We start from the raw sequence: 15,274 nt of genomic DNA, 5'->3' as shown, positions 1-15,274 counted from the left end.
GGAAATAATCTCTGATATAATTAGAACGAATGTTCTGTCAAATTTTGCTGAGCCATTGCCGTTTTTTGATTTGGTATAATGGTAACATTGCAGAAAGAATCTCAGGCAAGGAAAAGAGGGTGTTAGATATGAAATTTATCCATACCGCTGATTGGCATTTGGGCAAGCTGGTCCATGGTGTATATATGACCGGAGATCAGCGTCATTTTTTGCATCAATTTATTGATGTGGTAGAGGAAGAAAAGCCGGATGCAGTCGTTATTGCAGGAGACTTATATGACCGTTCCGTACCTCCGACTGATGCTGTAGAATTGCTGAATGAAATCCTTTTTAAAATAAATGTAGAGCTCAATACACCTGTGGTTGCCATAGGAGGAAACCATGACAGCGCTGAAAGGCTGTCCTTTGGTAGCTCCTGGTACAAACAAAGCAAGTTCTACCTGTCTGGAAAACTGGTAAATGATTTTAGGCCCATACATATTAATGGTGTGAACTTTTATCTGGTTCCGTATGCTGAACCCGGAATGGTCAGGCATTTGCTTGATGACGACCGTGTGCATTCCCATGATGATGCAATGAAGGCAATTGTGAACAGAATTGAAGAGTACCTGAATCCAAATGAACCGAACGTTCTTGTCGGACATGCTTTTGTATTGGGCGGTGCTACCAGTGATTCGGAGAGGACCCTCTCTGTCGGAGGATCAGGCTGTGTCCATTCAAGCAGCTTTGATCCTTTCTCCTATACGGCACTTGGTCATTTGCATAGTCCTGATGCCATAAAGCATGACAAGATCCGCTATTCAGGCTCCCTATTAAAATATTCTTTTTCCGAAGCTAAACAGGAAAAATCCATTTCTATTATAGAAATGAAGGAGAATGGTGAATTTGACTTGCGTACTCGTTCATTAAAGCCTAAAAAAGACTTGAGAGAGATCGAAGGGCATCTGGATGAACTGATGGATCCAGCTTTCTATGAAAAACAGAACCTTGATGACTATCTGAAAATCACCCTTTTTGATGAAGGCGCATTGCTTGATCCGATTAATAAGCTGAGACAGGTCTACCCAAATGTTCTTCACCTTGAAAGAAGGATAGCCGTTACAGATATGAAGAAAAAAAGCTCCTTCCTTTCGATGAAGGAAGAGAAAAAGTCGGAGCTTGATCTGTTTAAACAATTCTATGAACAAATGACCACTTCCGAATTTACAGAAGATAAACAGCAGGTTATGACCGATGTGATCGAAAAAGTGCTAAGGGAGGAGGCGCTGAAATGAAGCCATTAAAATTAACGATGCAGGCGTTCGGCCCCTACGCAGACAGTGAGAGCATTGATTTTACGGAACTTGGAAATCGGACCATGTTTGTCATATCCGGAAAGACGGGTTCAGGTAAAACCACTATTTTTGACGGCATCAGCTATGCGATTTACGGAAAGGCGAGCGGGGAGGATCGAAATGGCCCCGAACTTCGAAGCCAGTTTGCGAAAAATAATACACTAACCGAGATTTCCCTCGAATTCATTTTAAGAAATAAAAGATATTATATTACTAGGTCTCCTCAGCAGGAAAAGAAAAAAGAGCGCGGCGATGGCACGACGACAGTAAGTGCCAAAGCAGAACTGTATATGTATGGTGAAAATGGAGAGCAAAAGCTCCTGGCTTCAAATGTCAGGGATGTTGATGAAAAGATAAAAGAAATTATGATCATTGACAGCAATCAGTTCAGGCAAATTCTGATGATTCCCCAGGGAGAGTTCCGAAAGCTCCTAACTTCTGAAAGCAAGGATAAGGAAGTCATTCTTCAGCGGTTATTCCATACTCAAATATACAAAAGCATAGAAGAAAAACTAAAAGAAGATGCAACTGAATTAAAAAGAACGGTAGAAGAACAGATAAAACTGAGAGATCAGTATTTTAATCAGGTTCAGGCTTTATATAGCGAGGAGCTGAAATCCTGCCTCGAAGCAGGAAGTGTTAATGACACCCTGCTCATGCCGCTTCTTGCAGAGGAAATTAAGGAAATGGAAGCAGGCCTTGCTGAGCTGACAGAAGCAGGCAGGAAAAAGAAGGAACAGAGAGATCATCTTCAGCAAAAGCTCTATGAAGCTGAAATGGTACTCAAACAGCTGAAGACGAAAGAAGAGCTAAAGCAAAGGAAAGAAGAGCTGGAGGGGCTTAGGGGCCAATATACTGCCAAAGAGAATGCCATTGCTCTTGCCCAGAAAGCAGCCCTGCTTAATCAGCAGGAGCAGCTCTGTCATGAACTGAAGAAAGATCTTGATGCAGCACATGCCGATCTTCATGAGCTTCAGAAAAATATAGGCACTCTTGAAACTCTCCTAAAAGAAAAGCAAGATAAATGGGAATCTGAAAAGAACCGCGAGGAAGAAAGAAAACAAGCTGCCGAACAGGTTAATCACCTGCAAAATATGAAAGAGGACATTCTCTCGTATGCAAAAGTGGAAAAGCTGGTCCGTTCTCTTGAAAAAAATCTTGAATACCTCCGGCTTCAAAAGAGACAGAAAGATGAAGCCCATCAAAAAGCTGATTTACAAATAAAAACACTTTCTGAAGAAAAGCAGGACATTGAAAAGAGTAAGCTTGCACAGATTGAGATTGAACGAAACCTGGAGAAACTGACAGACGAAATAGAACGGCTTCATAAATATGAAGAGCTGCATAAAGAGCATCAATTATCAATGAATGCCTTCAGCAATAAGAGAAATTATTTTGATCAGACTTCATCCAGGCTGACTGATGCCAAACTGCTTGTGGAAGAACTGGAGGGCAAGTGGCTTCATGGACAGGCATCGATCTTGGCAAACAGGCTGCAAAACGGGGAGGCATGTCCGGTCTGTGGCTCAGAACACCATCCAAATCCGGCTGTATCTCCGCATGATATTCCGGATGAAAAAGACCTAAAGGAAGCAAAAAAACAGGCAGCTCAAATTGAAGCCGAGAAAGCGAAAGCGGAGTCTGCTTTTTATGAAGCCCAGTCCCGCATGAATTCCAGCGAGAGTGGATTGGCTGAACTCACAGCCCAAATGCAAAAACACCGTCCTGACTTTAAACAAGAAAGTTTGCTTGTGCTGAAAAATACTCTTGCCGATCAAAAGAAGGATCTTCTGAAAATTCATGCTGAACTGAAGAAGAAATCTTTAAGGCTGGAAAACTGTACTGCTGAGTTAGAAAAAACACAGCAGAGGAAAGAAGCTCTAACTGCAGAAATTGACCGGCTGCAAGACCAAATAAATGACGCAGCCATTTTGCATGCGGAAAAGAGAAGCAACTTGGCGAGGATGACGGATACTATTCCTGAAAACCTGCGGTCTATTGATGCTTATGAGTCAAGTTTGAAAACTGCTGCTGAGAAACTTGAAATTATGCAAAGGCAGCTGGAATCATCCCAGCAGAATTATCAAGATGCAAAGTCGGCCCTCTTGGCAGAACAGGCAAAACTGGAGACACTTCAAAAGCAGGCTGATAAAATCGAGCAAAAGCTTGCAGCCGAAAGGCAGAATTTTGTGCAGCGCATGAAGGACCAGGGCTTTGAAGTCTACGGAGAATACCGTGATGCCAAAAAATCAGAGGATCAGATCAGGCAGCTTGAAGGTGAAGTAAGGGAATATCGGGAAGAAGTCCGTTCTGTTCATGATCGATACGCTGAGCTGGGGCAGCTCTTGGAAGGGATTGAAAAACCTGACCTGGATAGCTTGCAGCTATTATTGCAGGAAACAGATGATCAATTGAAACTGCTGCAGGATCAATATACAAATCTGTTTATGATGAAAAAGCAAAATAAAGAGACTATGCAAAAAATCGAAGAAATAAATGAAAATATGAAAGCCCTGGAGGAAAGGTACAAAGTAATCGGGCACTTGTATGAAATTTCAAAAGGGCAGAACACTTACCGAATTACTTTTGAACGATTTGTCCTGGCGGCCTTTTTAGATGATATACTGAGGGAAGCCAACGGACGTTTATCAAAGATGACTAGCGGAAGATATATGCTGCTTCGAAAAACAGACCGGTCAAAGGGCAACGCACAAAGCGGCCTGGAATTGCTAGTGTTCGATCAATACACTGGACAGGAAAGGCATGTTAAAACTTTATCTGGAGGAGAAAGCTTTAAAGCCGCGCTCGCACTTGCTCTTGGTCTGGCGGACGTGGTGCAGCAATACGCAGGAGGGGTATCCCTTGAGACGATGTTCATTGATGAAGGATTTGGAACACTTGATCCCGAATCATTAGATCAGGCAATAGAAGCATTGATCGAAATCCAAAGCAGCGGAAGGCTTGTAGGCATCATCTCTCATGTTCCTGAGCTGAAGGAAAGAATTGATGCACGTCTGGAAGTAACAGCAAGCCAGACAGGAAGCCGTACACAGTTTCAATTTTTAAATTAGGATTCAAGGAAAAAGGATAGACCTTCTATCCTTTTTCCAATACTATTAAAGTTGGTGAAGACTGTTGAGGAAGAAAGTCGTTTTATCATGGAGCGGCGGCAAAGACAGCTGTCTGGCTCTAGATGTTCTAATAAAACAGGGGTACGAGGTTGCATGCCTTCTGACAACGGTTCCAAAGGAAATTGGCAGAACGTTCGGGCATGGTGAAAAAAAGGAATTAATCCAGCTTCAGGCTAAAAGCTTGTCCATACCTGCAGAGTTTATTTATTGTACTTTTGAGGATTACTCGGAACGTTTCGTGAGTGATTTAAGAAAAATAAAAGATACATATGGGATTACAGGCATTGCATATGGGGATCTATACTTGGATGGTCACCGCGAATGGGGAGAAAAAACAGCTGCCGAAGCAGGATTGGATGCGGTATATCCTCTATGGATGGAGGAGAAAGATAGTCTTAAGGCATTAAAGGCCTTTGCGGAATCAGGCTATAAAGCCAAAGTCATACGTGTCCGGGAAGATGTATTGGACAGCTCCTGGCTGGGCAAGGAACTTAATCAAGACTTTGTAAGCAAAATTGAAGATGAGCCTGTCTGTCCAATGGGTGAATCAGGTGAGTATCATACATTTGTTTATGACGGTCCGCTATTTTATAAAAGCATCCAGCTGGACTCTCCTGTAGTGATTCAGCTTGAAACCACGAAGAAATTGGAATTTGGTGAGTTTAGGCTCGCTGAAAAATAAAAAAACGTCATTGACGAGAATGTGCAGGTAATGAAATGATCGAAATTAAGACATCAGCAGTAAGCGATGGCGAACATAATAGAGGAGTCTTTGCTACTCGTGATATTAAGAAGGGTGAACTGATTCATGAGGCTCCGGTCCTTCCTTATCCAAACAAAGAGCATCAGTATATTGAAAAAACGGCTCTGGCTGATTATGCATTTGAATACGGAAAAAATCACAGTGCCATTTTATTAGGCTATGGGATGCTTTTTAACCATTCCTACAAGCCAAATGCAGTATATGATATTAACTTTGACAATCATACCTTTGACTTTTTCGCTTATAGAGACATTAAAGCAGGTGAAGAGGTATTGATTAATTATAATGGGGAAGCTGATAATGATGATCCCCTTTGGTTTAATAAATAATTTAATTGGAGTCTAGTCCTTTCCAGACCTGGAGAGCAGTCTCCAGCCCGGAAGGGAGAGAATAGTTTGTCCGATGTATTTTCTCATGATTATAAAGCTTTCCCTTTTATGTCTTTTTCCGCGCCTCATATTGCCATGATTGTGTTATTTGCAGCAGCATCAGCGCTTTTATTCATATTCAGAAAAGGGTTATACCGGCTTGATCAAAAATTCAGGCTGTATATGTTTCTGCTGCTTTTACACTGGAGCTGCTTTACCATTTCTGGCTTTATCATGGCGGGAAATGGGATCTTTCCTTCACTCTGCCGCTCCAGCTTTGCTCCATAAGCTTAGTCCTTTGCTTGTTATTATTGGCATCAAAATCTAAGGCCGTCTTCCAGATTGTCTATTACATAGGCGTCACGGGGGCAATAATGGCCATTCTGACTCCCGAGCTGTTTTTAGGCTTTCCTCATTTTCGCTATTTTCAATTTTTTATTACTCATAATCTAATTGTTTGGACTTGCCTTTATTTCGTGTTTGTTCATCAATTCAGGCCAACAGGAAAGGGTCTGTTCCAATCTTTTATCTTCCTGAATCTCTGTGCAGCTGCGGCATTTTTCGCAAACAAGCTAACAGGAGGAAATTATATGTTCCTTTCCCGTAAGCCTGAGAATACTTCATTATTAGATTACTTCGGACCTTACCCTTATTACATAATAACACTGGAGATAGCGGCATTAATGCTGTTTTCATTATTGCTGCTGCCATTCAAAATGATTGGAAAAATAAAGCTGGAAAGGCGGAATCTGCATGAAACCTGCAAAAATAGGGATTGATGCTGGAGGTTCTCTGCTGAAAATGGCATTTGAAGAACAAGGTCAAATCCATTACAAAAGCTATCCGATTGATGAGCTGTACAGTTCAATGAATTGGCTGAAAATGACTGCTGCTGATGCGCCAATTGCCTTAACAGGCGGGAAGGCTGAATACCTTCAAAATGAGTTTTTTCAAAATGCCCGGATTGTTCCTGAATTTGAGTCTTGCGGTATGGGTGCATCCTATTTGATGAAGCAAGATGGATTATCCTATGAAAATTTTCTCTTCATAAGTATAGGCACAGGAACCTCGATTTCCCTAAACAACGGCGGGAGTATCTCAAGGGTGACCGGGAGCGGCATTGGCGGGGGCACGTTGATGGGACTGGGAAGATTGCTGACTGGTGAAGGTGACTTTTCCAAGCTCGTTTCGCTGGCTGCCAGCGGGAAAGCAGAGAATGCAGATTTATTGGTCAAAGATATTTATTCACCATTCGATTCACCGTTAGATGGAAGCCTGACTGCGAGCAATTTTGGGAAAATTAAGGATGATCAAGTAAGCAAGGAAGACAAAGCTGCCAGTTTAACCAGCATGATTGCTGAAACGATAGTACTCTTAAGCACTCAGGCCGCAGATCAGCACCAAATTGAATACATAATTTATATAGGAAGCACACTTCGGCATAATGCCCCGTTAAAGCACCTGTTAGAGAAATATACCGCCATGCTTGGCAAGAAACCTGTCTTTATTCAAAATGGGGCGTATTGTGGAGCATTAGGTGCGATGCTGTCCTTATAAAACCAGTTGATTGAAAGATTCTTTTTTTCAGGATACAGTTGAACAAGAATGCAAAAAGAAGCAGGTGGCAGATTTGATGAAAAGATACTTTACAATCGGTATGGCTGGCCATATCGATCATGGAAAAACTACATTGACTAAAGCATTAACAAACGTGGATACAGATAGGCTAAAAGAAGAAAAAGAAAGGCAAATATCCATAGAACTAGGATTTGCCCCTTTACATGAAGATGAGGAAATTCAAATTTCAGTAGTGGATGTACCGGGTCATGAACGTTTTATCAGGCAAATGATTGCAGGTGTTGCAGGTATTGATTTAGTCATCCTGGCTGTTGCAGCAGATGAAGGTGTTATGCCGCAAACAAGAGAACATCTGGAAATTCTTGATTTTCTGGGGATCCGAAATGGCATTGTCGCCATAACAAAAATTGATCGTGTGGACGAAGAGTTCACCGGCCTTGTAAAAGAAGAAATTCTTGAGGAACTGAAAGGAACTGTTTTTGAAGATGTTCCATTTATTTTAACAGATAGCTTGTCAGGCAAAGGGATTGAAGAGTTAAAGCAGTTAATTATCCTTACGCTGAAAGAAAGGGACACACGGGATGCAAAAGGCGCATTCCGCCTTCCAATCGATCAGGTATTTACGGTGAAAGGCCAGGGAACCGTAGTCAGAGGAACTGTTTATGAAGGAAAAGTAGAAGAAGGACAGCTTCTGAAAATCATGCCAAATGGTATTGAGACCAGGGCACGCCAGCTGCAGGTACATCATCAGCCTGCAAAAGCGGCATTTGCAGGGCAAAGGGCAGCCATTAACCTTTCGGGTGTTTCGAAGGAGGATATTGAGCGGGGAGAGGTCCTTGTATCGTCTGAGCATTTCAGCGTCACGAAAACCATTGATGTGGCAGTAAGAATGGTGGGAGATTTAGAGCATATCGTCAAACAGAGAATGCCGATCAAATGCCATATTGGTACAGCTGAGGTCATGGGCAAAATCGTCTTTTTTGACCGTAATGATTTATCCAATTCAGAGGGAGAAATTCTCTGCCAGCTCCGTTTAGAAGAAGAAGTCGTCGCCAAAAGGGGAGACAGGTTCATTTTAAGACGGCCTAGTCCCCAGGAGACTATCGGCGGGGGCTGGGTTATCGATCCCAACGGGGAAAAATACCGGTTCGGCCAAAAAACCATTGAAAACTTAAGCCGGAAAAAAGAAGGTACACCGAAAGATCGCATAAAAGCGGCGTTGTCAGATGATAAGGTACTTACGGTTTCAGAGATTACAGCAAAAACCTCACTGGATGAATTGACGGTTAAAGAAATACTTAAAGAAGAAGATTTTCTGAGTATTAACAGCAAGGAATTCACTTTAGTAGCCATCAAAGAGGCAGTAGAGGAAGAAATAGCTGACCGCCTGAATGAGTTCCACCTGGAAAATCCAATGAAGCAAGGGGCCAATAAAGCAGAATTGCTGCAGGCAATGCAGAATAAATATCCTAAAATGCTGGTTGAATTTGTTTTGAATGCAGCGATTGAAGAGAGCGCGTTCCAACGAAAAGGCCAGTTTTTACAGAATAAAGGTTTTTATCCGCATGTACCGAAAAGCTGGCAAAAACGCACTGACAATCTTCTTGCTGACTTAAAAAAAGATGGCTATAAAGTAAAGCCTTTCGATGAATATTATGCTTCTGCAGGAATCCCAGAGAATCTCAAAGGCGATTTAAAACGCTATTTAGAAGACCAGGAAATCGTCGTACCGCTAGATGCACAATACTATTGGCATGGTGATCATTTTAGAAAAGCAGTAGAAGAACTGAAAAAGAGCACAGCTGCTGAATTTGAAGTGGGCAATGCAAAGGATGTATTGGGTCTTTCCAGAAAGTATATGATTCCTTTTCTCGAAAAACTTGATACTTTGGGAATGACACGCAGAGCAGAAAATAAAAGAATATGGATTTAAAGTAAGGAGTTTTCTTTAAGTAGATCAGCTTTAAAATGCTGATCTATTTTTTGTTTGGGGAAAAGAAAGTTTAATCAGAATAGTCCGAAATATGACGAAGATTTACCCGGTTACCCCTGTTATTGTGGAAATAACTACTAATAAATACAGGACAAAGTTACTACAATTTAACCAGTGTAGGGAATTCCATGAAATTATAGATGATTTTACCTATTTGTCCATTATTTTCAGATAGGATTTTACTAGAATTATTACTAATATTAGGTTGTCAAAGAAATTTAAGGAGTGTACAACTTGAAGAAACAACTACTTACAATGGCTGCGACAGCTGGTTTTTTGATTACACCGTTCAATGGAGAAGCAAGTGCTCATGAAAATAAATATATAGTTCAGTCTGGCGACACCTTATGGGGAATCTCCCGCTCTAACAATCTTTCAATTGAAGAGTTAAAGAGATGGAATAATATATCAGGATCGATAATATATAAAGGACAAGCTCTGACTCTTCTGGCACCGCACAGCCATGACGCTTCAACAGGAGGGTCTTCTGGCGGTACAGTCAGCTACAAAGTGAAATCGGGCGATACTTTATGGGGAATTGCAAGAACACACGGCCTTTCCGTCAGTACACTAAAGAGTTTAAACGGAATCAGCAGTGACACGATATATCCAGGTCAAAAGCTAAAAGTGAAAGGTTCGGCTAACATTGCTGCACCTTCTGCTCCTGCAAGCACTGGATCCTATACCATCAAAAGAGGAGACACTCTTTCAGGTATTGCATCTCGCCATAACTTATCGGTTTCACAACTAAAGGCAATGAACAACCTTTCTTCTGACTTGATTTATGCTGGTCAGACTTTAAAAGTATCTGGTACGGCATCAAGCAAGCCGGCAGAATCACAGGTTGCAGGCCAAACGACATCAAAGGTGAATGAACTGATTTCTGAAGCTAAGAAATACATCGGTTCACCTTATGAATGGGCAGGAAGCACACCTGCCGGATTTGACTGCAGCGGCTACCTGAACTATGTATATGGTAAAGTGGGAATCTCTATTCCTCGTACTGTAGCATCCATTTGGAGCGCGACAAAACATGTTGCAGCACCAAGAGTGGGCGATTTGGTTTTTTTTGAAACATACAAGTCCGGTCCATCACATGCAGGTATCTACCTTGGCAATTACAAGTTCATTCATGCTGGTTCTTCACGCGGTGTAGAAATCAGCGATATGAATAATTCATATTGGAAGCCTCGTTATTTAGGGGCGAAAACGACTTTTTAATCATTAAAAAGTACTCAACGCTCTAAGGCGCTGAGTACTTTTTTTAATCTCTTCGGTCATTAAAAGTTTTTGACAGGGCTTCCTTTGCATCTCCCCATTTTTCCTGTGCCTGTCCCTTGAATTTATCCATATTCCCTTCAGCTTCTTTGGATTCATTATTGGTCAGTTTGCCATATTGCTTTTTAAATTCGCCTTTTAATTGGTCCACATTTCCATTTGTCTGGTCTTTGTTCATAAGTATCTCCTCCTTGTGTTTGCTTACTTCTTATTTACCCAAAATGAGCACTCTAAAACTAACTGAGAAATACAGCCTTCACACTTATTGGAGAATGATAGAAAATAAACACGACTTATTCAAAGACGTGTTTTATTCTTGATCATTCAATTTATTTTCTAATGATAAAATTTCCCCCTCCAAAAGTTTTATAGCCCTTTCAAGCTCTATATTGCGGGCAGTTCCAGGATTAATAATTTCTGCTTCATTATTAGACATTTTTTGAAGCTTTGGCTTGCTGAAGGCTGTTACTGTGTTCGTTTCTATACTTACTAATTGTTCAAGCCTCTTTTTTTCCTTTAATATAATGATCTCACTGCTGGTGTCACCAGAATCTGATTTATGGAATAAGTGAAGTGAATTTTCATTTTCAGGTATTTGAATCAGTCTTTCATTTTCCCTTTCCAAATTCTCAATTTTACAATGCATTTCCCAAAACGTTAATTCAAGCTCATAAATTCGTCTTTCTAATTTGTAAATCAGCTCTTTATCTTCTTTTATAAAAAGTTCATCTGTTAAATCTTTATTATGAAGCTCATAAACTGATTTCTGTAGGTTATGCAAATATGACCTTTGTTTTTTATTTTCTTCAGATAATAAAGCCAATTTCTTTCTCAAGGTATCATTTTTATTGATCAATTCATTAATTTGCATCATGTTATTTTCGAATTCTATTGAGTCATCTCTTTTAAAAGGGGAGCTAAGCATGGACTGACATTTGGCTAATTCTGATTTTAGGTTAGTGATTTTCTGCTGTATCTGGTTATCCATATTGGGAGTATGATTGCGGAGCATGTTCATTCTCCTTTCTGATATTCTACATTCTTTCAGCTGCAATACATTATTTCTTAACATTGCCCATAAGTTTACCGTAAGAGATAACATCCTAACTAAAAGGGGAGTTTGGATATTCCTTGATCTCATCTCTAATTAATAGTAACTGAGCAATTATTTCTTTTTGTACATGCTCCAACAACACCTTTTCTTCATACAAATCCCTGTTTAATGCTTCCAGCTGCTCATTTTGCTGTTGAAGCTGAAGGTTTTTATCATCTTTTATTTTTAATTCATTTATATTCATTTCATTTTTCTTTATTTTATCTTCATATTCACTAATTAAGGTACTGTATTCCAGTATTTCAAGAAGAAGCTTTTCATTTTCCTCTTTTTGTATGGATAGGTTATATTGCAGGTCGTCTATAATTAGCTGATCCTTTTTTTCGATTGTCTCTAATTGATTTGAGTATTTGTTCAATTCATCTTTCATACTTACAACTAAGTCTTTAAAGTCATTATTCTTTGATTGGAGATGTTTATTCTCACTTTTCAATCTGATAAGATCAGAATCTTTTTCTGAAAGTTGTTTATGCAGGTAGATTCTATTTTTATGAAACTCTTCAATTTTCTGACGTAAAGAGGTGTTATTTTCCTGCAGGTTTGAAATAAGCTTCTGACTGTTTTGGATTTGTTCATCTAATGATTCAATCTTAGAGAGGTAATCTGCTTCTTTAGAAGAAAGTTCTTTCAGCTTCATTTCATAACGGGCTATTGCAAAACTAAGTTGTTCTTTTATATTTAATTCATCCTGCTGGTTTTTTTGGATTTGTTCCTTTAAGTATTGGTTCTCATTTTTCAAAGTTTCCAATTGGCTGTAATGATAATTTTCTTGATAATCCTTAATTTTATTTTTATATTTTGAGATTTCAGCAGTAAGATAAATCACTTTTTGCTGAAGATTTCTATAGTCTTGTTTCCCATTATCTTTAATGAAAGGTGCATCCAACATGTATGTGCCCTCCTGACCTTACAATTAGGAGCATATACACTATCCTATGTGCTAATAGGCAGATTGTTGCAAAATAAAAAGCCTGTTTAACACAGGCTTAAAATGAAAGTGAAATGGTGTTGTTGGATGCGTATTGTTGTTTGCCTTCATTAAAGTATACAAATGCATGGATACCGACCGAGGAATTTTTAGGTTCTCTTATAAGGACCTTTAACCCGTTGAATACTTCAGAGCCTCCAGGGGGAATAGTTAATTCCTGAATGGAAGTAATCCAATATTCCCCTTTGGTTTTCACCCTATCTCTCCAATCATCATATACATATTTCCACCCTTTTTCTCCATCACTGCCCTTCATTGCCAGACCTGCAACCAGTTTAGGCGGCAGGATCTGGCCCTGTAAAGAGATTCCTTGTTCGACGGGGATTTTAATGCATATGACAGGATTCTTTAAATCAAGATCCCCAGTATTTTTCATTATGATTGAACCGTTCACCATATACTCTTTTTGTTCATCATCCGGTCTTGGAATGAGCATTGTGTAATTTAGGAATACTTCAGCATTGGCTTTCTTTAATCTTTGGTCTTGGCTGTTGACTGCTGAGCTATTTTTATTCTTTTCGGGTTTCATGGTTTTTTCAGGACCCTTTGTTACTGCTTTCTTTTCTTGTGTATTAGGCAGTGGTGCTTGATCTAAAAAGGAGCTTAACCAGGACTTTATAAGTGGCATTGGCACTATAGCCGAATTATTTGCAGCAGGTTTGACGCTGCAGTACCTGATCAAAGCACGGGATATGCTTAATATTAGTCGATCATCTTCGTTAAATTGAGATCTGAAGGCTAATTGCTGTTTCCCATCAGCAGCTAAATTTTTCTTTTCATTTAAAACAAAAGGTATTTTTGCTTTATTAAACTCTATAATGAGAAGATTTTTGAGCCTTTCATCAAGAAGAACATTATGTTCAATGATCAATTGCTGATCAGAATACTGCTGGTCAATGCTATCCAAATATATAATGATACTTGGCTCTTTCAAAAGATCCAGACCCTCAGCTTTAAGGATATCATTCAATTTTAGAACAGCGTCCTGGCTTGGCTGGTTCTTTGAACGAGCAGAAATTGAGATAGGGTGCTGTTTTCTTCCGGTTTCAATATTAATCGTTTCTTTGTGTTGATCAATAACTGCTTCAAATCCCTGCTGCTCACAAAATAATGCTAGGCTAACTGCTGACTGATAGAGAGCTTTGCCTAAAAGTTCGCCATCAATAAAAACAGAATAGGTCATGTGTACAGTCTCCTTTTATCAATTGCATTTGTAACACCTATATATATGAAGAAGAGACCGAATTCGTGAGAATCAACAAAAACAGGCTATTTGATTAGAACACAATTCTAAATATATCCATACTATGAAGTGAAAACACAACCTATTAGAAAGGATGATTTGCTTGAAACCTATTAGAGGATCCCAATTGACTCCTAATAACGTTCAAGAAGAATGTATTCGGGTATCCAAGGTTTATGACTGGGTTTTTGATGCTATTTCTACCGATACAGGTATAACCTTGCCGGATGATTGCGCAGCTGCAGTTGCTGCAGCGGTTGCAGCAGGAAGAACACCGCTGGATGTAACATGCGAAGTTCCAGATGTAGGAGGCTTCTTCCCGCTTGATCCTCCAGATACGGATGGAAACGCATTGTGTACAGTTTCTTCCAGAATTGAAAGACGTGAAATTCCGCTAGGCGGCAGACTAGTAGAAGTGGCCATTGTAAAAGTCATTTTCACTATTAGACCGCTAATTACAATCTTTGATAGCACAGGTGCTATCATTTGCCAATTCCGTCCTACTATCAGTGAATCCCGCCGTTTAGTTGTTTGTGCTCCAGAACCGTTTACAGCTGATAACGTGTTCTGCCGTTTAATTTCACTAGACTGTGACACTAACTTCATCGAAACTGGAGACCCAGACCTTGGCCTTCAGGTTATGCTGGATATCTGTTTCGAGATTCAAGTAGAAGCAGATGTAAAACTAGAAGTACTTGCTAAATTCTGCTTCCCGCGTCCAAATGACATTGAACTTCCTACTAACGGCGTATGTCCGGAATTCGAATGGCCTGCACAATGTGACTTCTTCCCTCGCGACAACTGTGATTGCCAGGCGTTTGTGGATACAGATCCATTGACTGGTCCAGTTGATATTACCTTCGCACCAATTCTTTTTGATGCACCGTTAGCTGCAGGAACTTATACTACGGAACTTAATGCTGAGATTTGCGATAACTGTCAATTAACTGGGAGCACTATTTCCTGGATTGTCGAAGATTTCGTTGTTCCAACAGGAACAGGAACAGGTACTGTAGATCAAAGCTTTACGTTTACTGCTTCAGAAATTGGAATGCCGGAATGTACAGAGGTTCTTGGGGTAACAACGATGACTGTTGAAGGGGCAGGTACAGTAAGCTTTGCAGACCCTGGAGTTGCTGACCGGACTGTATTGTTCACATTGACATTAGTAGAAAATATCGGATCAGCTGATGACACATATGCCATTACCCTTACTGATCTTGCTGGAACAGCTCTGATAACTTTTGCTGCTGCTGCAGTAGATTTTGTACCAGATGAAGATTTAGTTGTACAGGATTGTGTTACTTTTCCTAACTTACTAGATGACTAATCCCAAGTATAAATGTTAAATAGCTATGATTAGAAGGGGCAACCCTTCTTTTTTTTTCAAAGAATCCGTTTTGGCAGCAAAAAAATTAACTTAAATGAATGATACAAACCTATTCAAATTAAAGATATATGAATAGGTTAATAGGGACGAATTG

The 15,274-nt window shown here is 40.0% G+C and carries 14 protein-coding genes; 10 read left to right on the top strand and 4 right to left on the bottom strand.

Translation table 11 applies throughout. The features are described from left to right. The first annotated feature begins 128 nt into the window (after positions 1-128). The 9 genes from NR125_RS00875 to NR125_RS00835 all read left to right on the top strand — a co-directional run bounded on the left by NR125_RS00875 (position 129) and on the right by NR125_RS00835 (position 10,388). Positions 129-1,274, top strand: coding sequence for an exonuclease SbcCD subunit D (locus tag NR125_RS00875; RefSeq protein WP_019382450.1), 1,146 nt, complete (start codon positions 129-131; stop codon positions 1,272-1,274). Continuing rightward, positions 1,271-4,405: an AAA family ATPase gene (locus NR125_RS00870; protein ID WP_256814642.1), complete on the top strand. Its 3,135-nt coding sequence runs from the start codon at positions 1,271-1,273 to the stop codon at positions 4,403-4,405. Before NR125_RS00875 ends, NR125_RS00870 begins: the two co-directional genes overlap by 4 nt. 64 nt (positions 4,406-4,469) lie before the next feature. Next, positions 4,470-5,147: a Dph6-related ATP pyrophosphatase gene (locus NR125_RS00865; RefSeq protein WP_019382448.1), complete on the top strand. Its 678-nt coding sequence runs from the start codon at positions 4,470-4,472 to the stop codon at positions 5,145-5,147. A gap of 35 nt (positions 5,148-5,182) precedes the next feature. Then, positions 5,183-5,557 carry an SET domain-containing protein gene (locus NR125_RS00860; RefSeq protein ID WP_009334820.1) on the top strand — a complete coding sequence of 125 codons (375 nt, stop codon included), beginning with the start codon at positions 5,183-5,185 and terminating at the stop codon, positions 5,555-5,557. Between the two features lie 66 nt (positions 5,558-5,623). After that, positions 5,624-5,884: a hypothetical protein gene (locus tag NR125_RS00855; protein WP_256814641.1), complete on the top strand. Its 261-nt coding sequence runs from the start codon at positions 5,624-5,626 to the stop codon at positions 5,882-5,884. Continuing rightward, on the top strand, positions 5,767-6,375 hold the full coding sequence (locus NR125_RS00850; RefSeq protein WP_372675449.1) for a YwaF family protein: 609 nt from the start codon (positions 5,767-5,769) through the stop codon (positions 6,373-6,375). The genes NR125_RS00855 and NR125_RS00850 overlap by 118 nt, the downstream gene beginning before the upstream one ends. Continuing rightward, complete coding sequence (coaW, locus tag NR125_RS00845; RefSeq protein WP_019382446.1) at positions 6,350-7,153, top strand: type II pantothenate kinase; 804 nt, start codon at positions 6,350-6,352, stop codon at positions 7,151-7,153. The genes NR125_RS00850 and coaW overlap by 26 nt, the downstream gene beginning before the upstream one ends. Before the next feature lie 76 nt (positions 7,154-7,229). Then, positions 7,230-9,107 carry a selenocysteine-specific translation elongation factor gene (gene selB / locus NR125_RS00840; RefSeq protein ID WP_175502183.1) on the top strand — a complete coding sequence of 626 codons (1,878 nt, stop codon included), beginning with the start codon at positions 7,230-7,232 and terminating at the stop codon, positions 9,105-9,107. Between the two features lie 294 nt (positions 9,108-9,401). Continuing rightward, positions 9,402-10,388, top strand: a complete 987-nt coding sequence (locus NR125_RS00835) for a C40 family peptidase (RefSeq protein ID WP_192908543.1) — start codon at positions 9,402-9,404, stop codon at positions 10,386-10,388. Between the two features lie 43 nt (positions 10,389-10,431). Here the strand turns inward: NR125_RS00835 and NR125_RS00830 are convergent, their stop codons facing one another. The 4 genes from NR125_RS00830 to NR125_RS00815 all read right to left on the bottom strand — a co-directional run bounded on the left by NR125_RS00830 (position 10,432) and on the right by NR125_RS00815 (position 13,730). Beyond that, the gene (locus tag NR125_RS00830) at positions 10,432-10,623 is read right to left on the bottom strand and encodes a CsbD family protein (RefSeq protein ID WP_071157831.1); all 192 of its coding nucleotides are present in this window, start codon (positions 10,621-10,623) and stop codon (positions 10,432-10,434) included. A gap of 132 nt (positions 10,624-10,755) precedes the next feature. Next, positions 10,756-11,433 carry a hypothetical protein gene (locus NR125_RS00825; RefSeq protein WP_256814639.1) on the bottom strand — a complete coding sequence of 226 codons (678 nt, stop codon included), beginning with the start codon at positions 11,431-11,433 and terminating at the stop codon, positions 10,756-10,758. 115 nt (positions 11,434-11,548) lie between these two features. Then, entirely contained in the window at positions 11,549-12,448 is a 900-nt protein-coding gene (locus tag NR125_RS00820; protein WP_256814638.1) for a hypothetical protein, read from the bottom strand. Positions 12,449-12,545: 97 nt separating this feature from the next. Next, positions 12,546-13,730: a hypothetical protein gene (locus NR125_RS00815; protein ID WP_019382440.1), complete on the bottom strand. Its 1,185-nt coding sequence runs from the start codon at positions 13,728-13,730 to the stop codon at positions 12,546-12,548. A 163-nt stretch (positions 13,731-13,893) separates the two neighbouring features. On the opposite strand from NR125_RS00815, the gene NR125_RS00810 reads away from it, so the two are divergent. Continuing rightward, positions 13,894-15,120 carry a BMQ_0737 family morphogenetic spore coat protein gene (locus tag NR125_RS00810; RefSeq protein ID WP_071157827.1) on the top strand — a complete coding sequence of 409 codons (1,227 nt, stop codon included), beginning with the start codon at positions 13,894-13,896 and terminating at the stop codon, positions 15,118-15,120. Positions 15,121-15,274: the final 154 nt, after the last annotated feature.

The organism is Cytobacillus sp. Bac17, from assembly GCF_024519925.1.
GTDB classification, from domain to species: Bacteria; Bacillota; Bacilli; order Bacillales; family Cytobacillaceae; genus Cytobacillus; species Cytobacillus pseudoceanisediminis.
This window is presented reverse-complemented; position numbering and strand designations above follow the sequence as displayed.

Bases quoted from the DNA above. Each gene is read 5' to 3' on its own strand.
- NR125_RS00860 (WP_009334820.1), top strand. From the start codon at position 5,183: ATGATCGAAATTAAGACATCAGCAGTAAGCGATGGCGAACATAATAGA.
- coaW (WP_019382446.1), top strand. From the start codon at position 6,350: ATGAAACCTGCAAAAATAGGGATTGATGCTGGAGGTTCTCTGCTGAAA.
- NR125_RS00825 (WP_256814639.1), bottom strand. From the start codon at position 11,433: ATGGATAACCAGATACAGCAGAAAATCACTAACCTAAAATCAGAATTA.
- selB (WP_175502183.1), top strand. From the start codon at position 7,230: ATGAAAAGATACTTTACAATCGGTATGGCTGGCCATATCGATCATGGA.
- NR125_RS00815 (WP_019382440.1), bottom strand. From the start codon at position 13,730: ATGACCTATTCTGTTTTTATTGATGGCGAACTTTTAGGCAAAGCTCTC.
- NR125_RS00870 (WP_256814642.1), top strand. From the start codon at position 1,271: ATGAAGCCATTAAAATTAACGATGCAGGCGTTCGGCCCCTACGCAGAC.
- NR125_RS00875 (WP_019382450.1), top strand. From the start codon at position 129: ATGAAATTTATCCATACCGCTGATTGGCATTTGGGCAAGCTGGTCCAT.
- NR125_RS00820 (WP_256814638.1), bottom strand. From the start codon at position 12,448: ATGTTGGATGCACCTTTCATTAAAGATAATGGGAAACAAGACTATAGA.
- NR125_RS00830 (WP_071157831.1), bottom strand. From the start codon at position 10,623: ATGAACAAAGACCAGACAAATGGAAATGTGGACCAATTAAAAGGCGAA.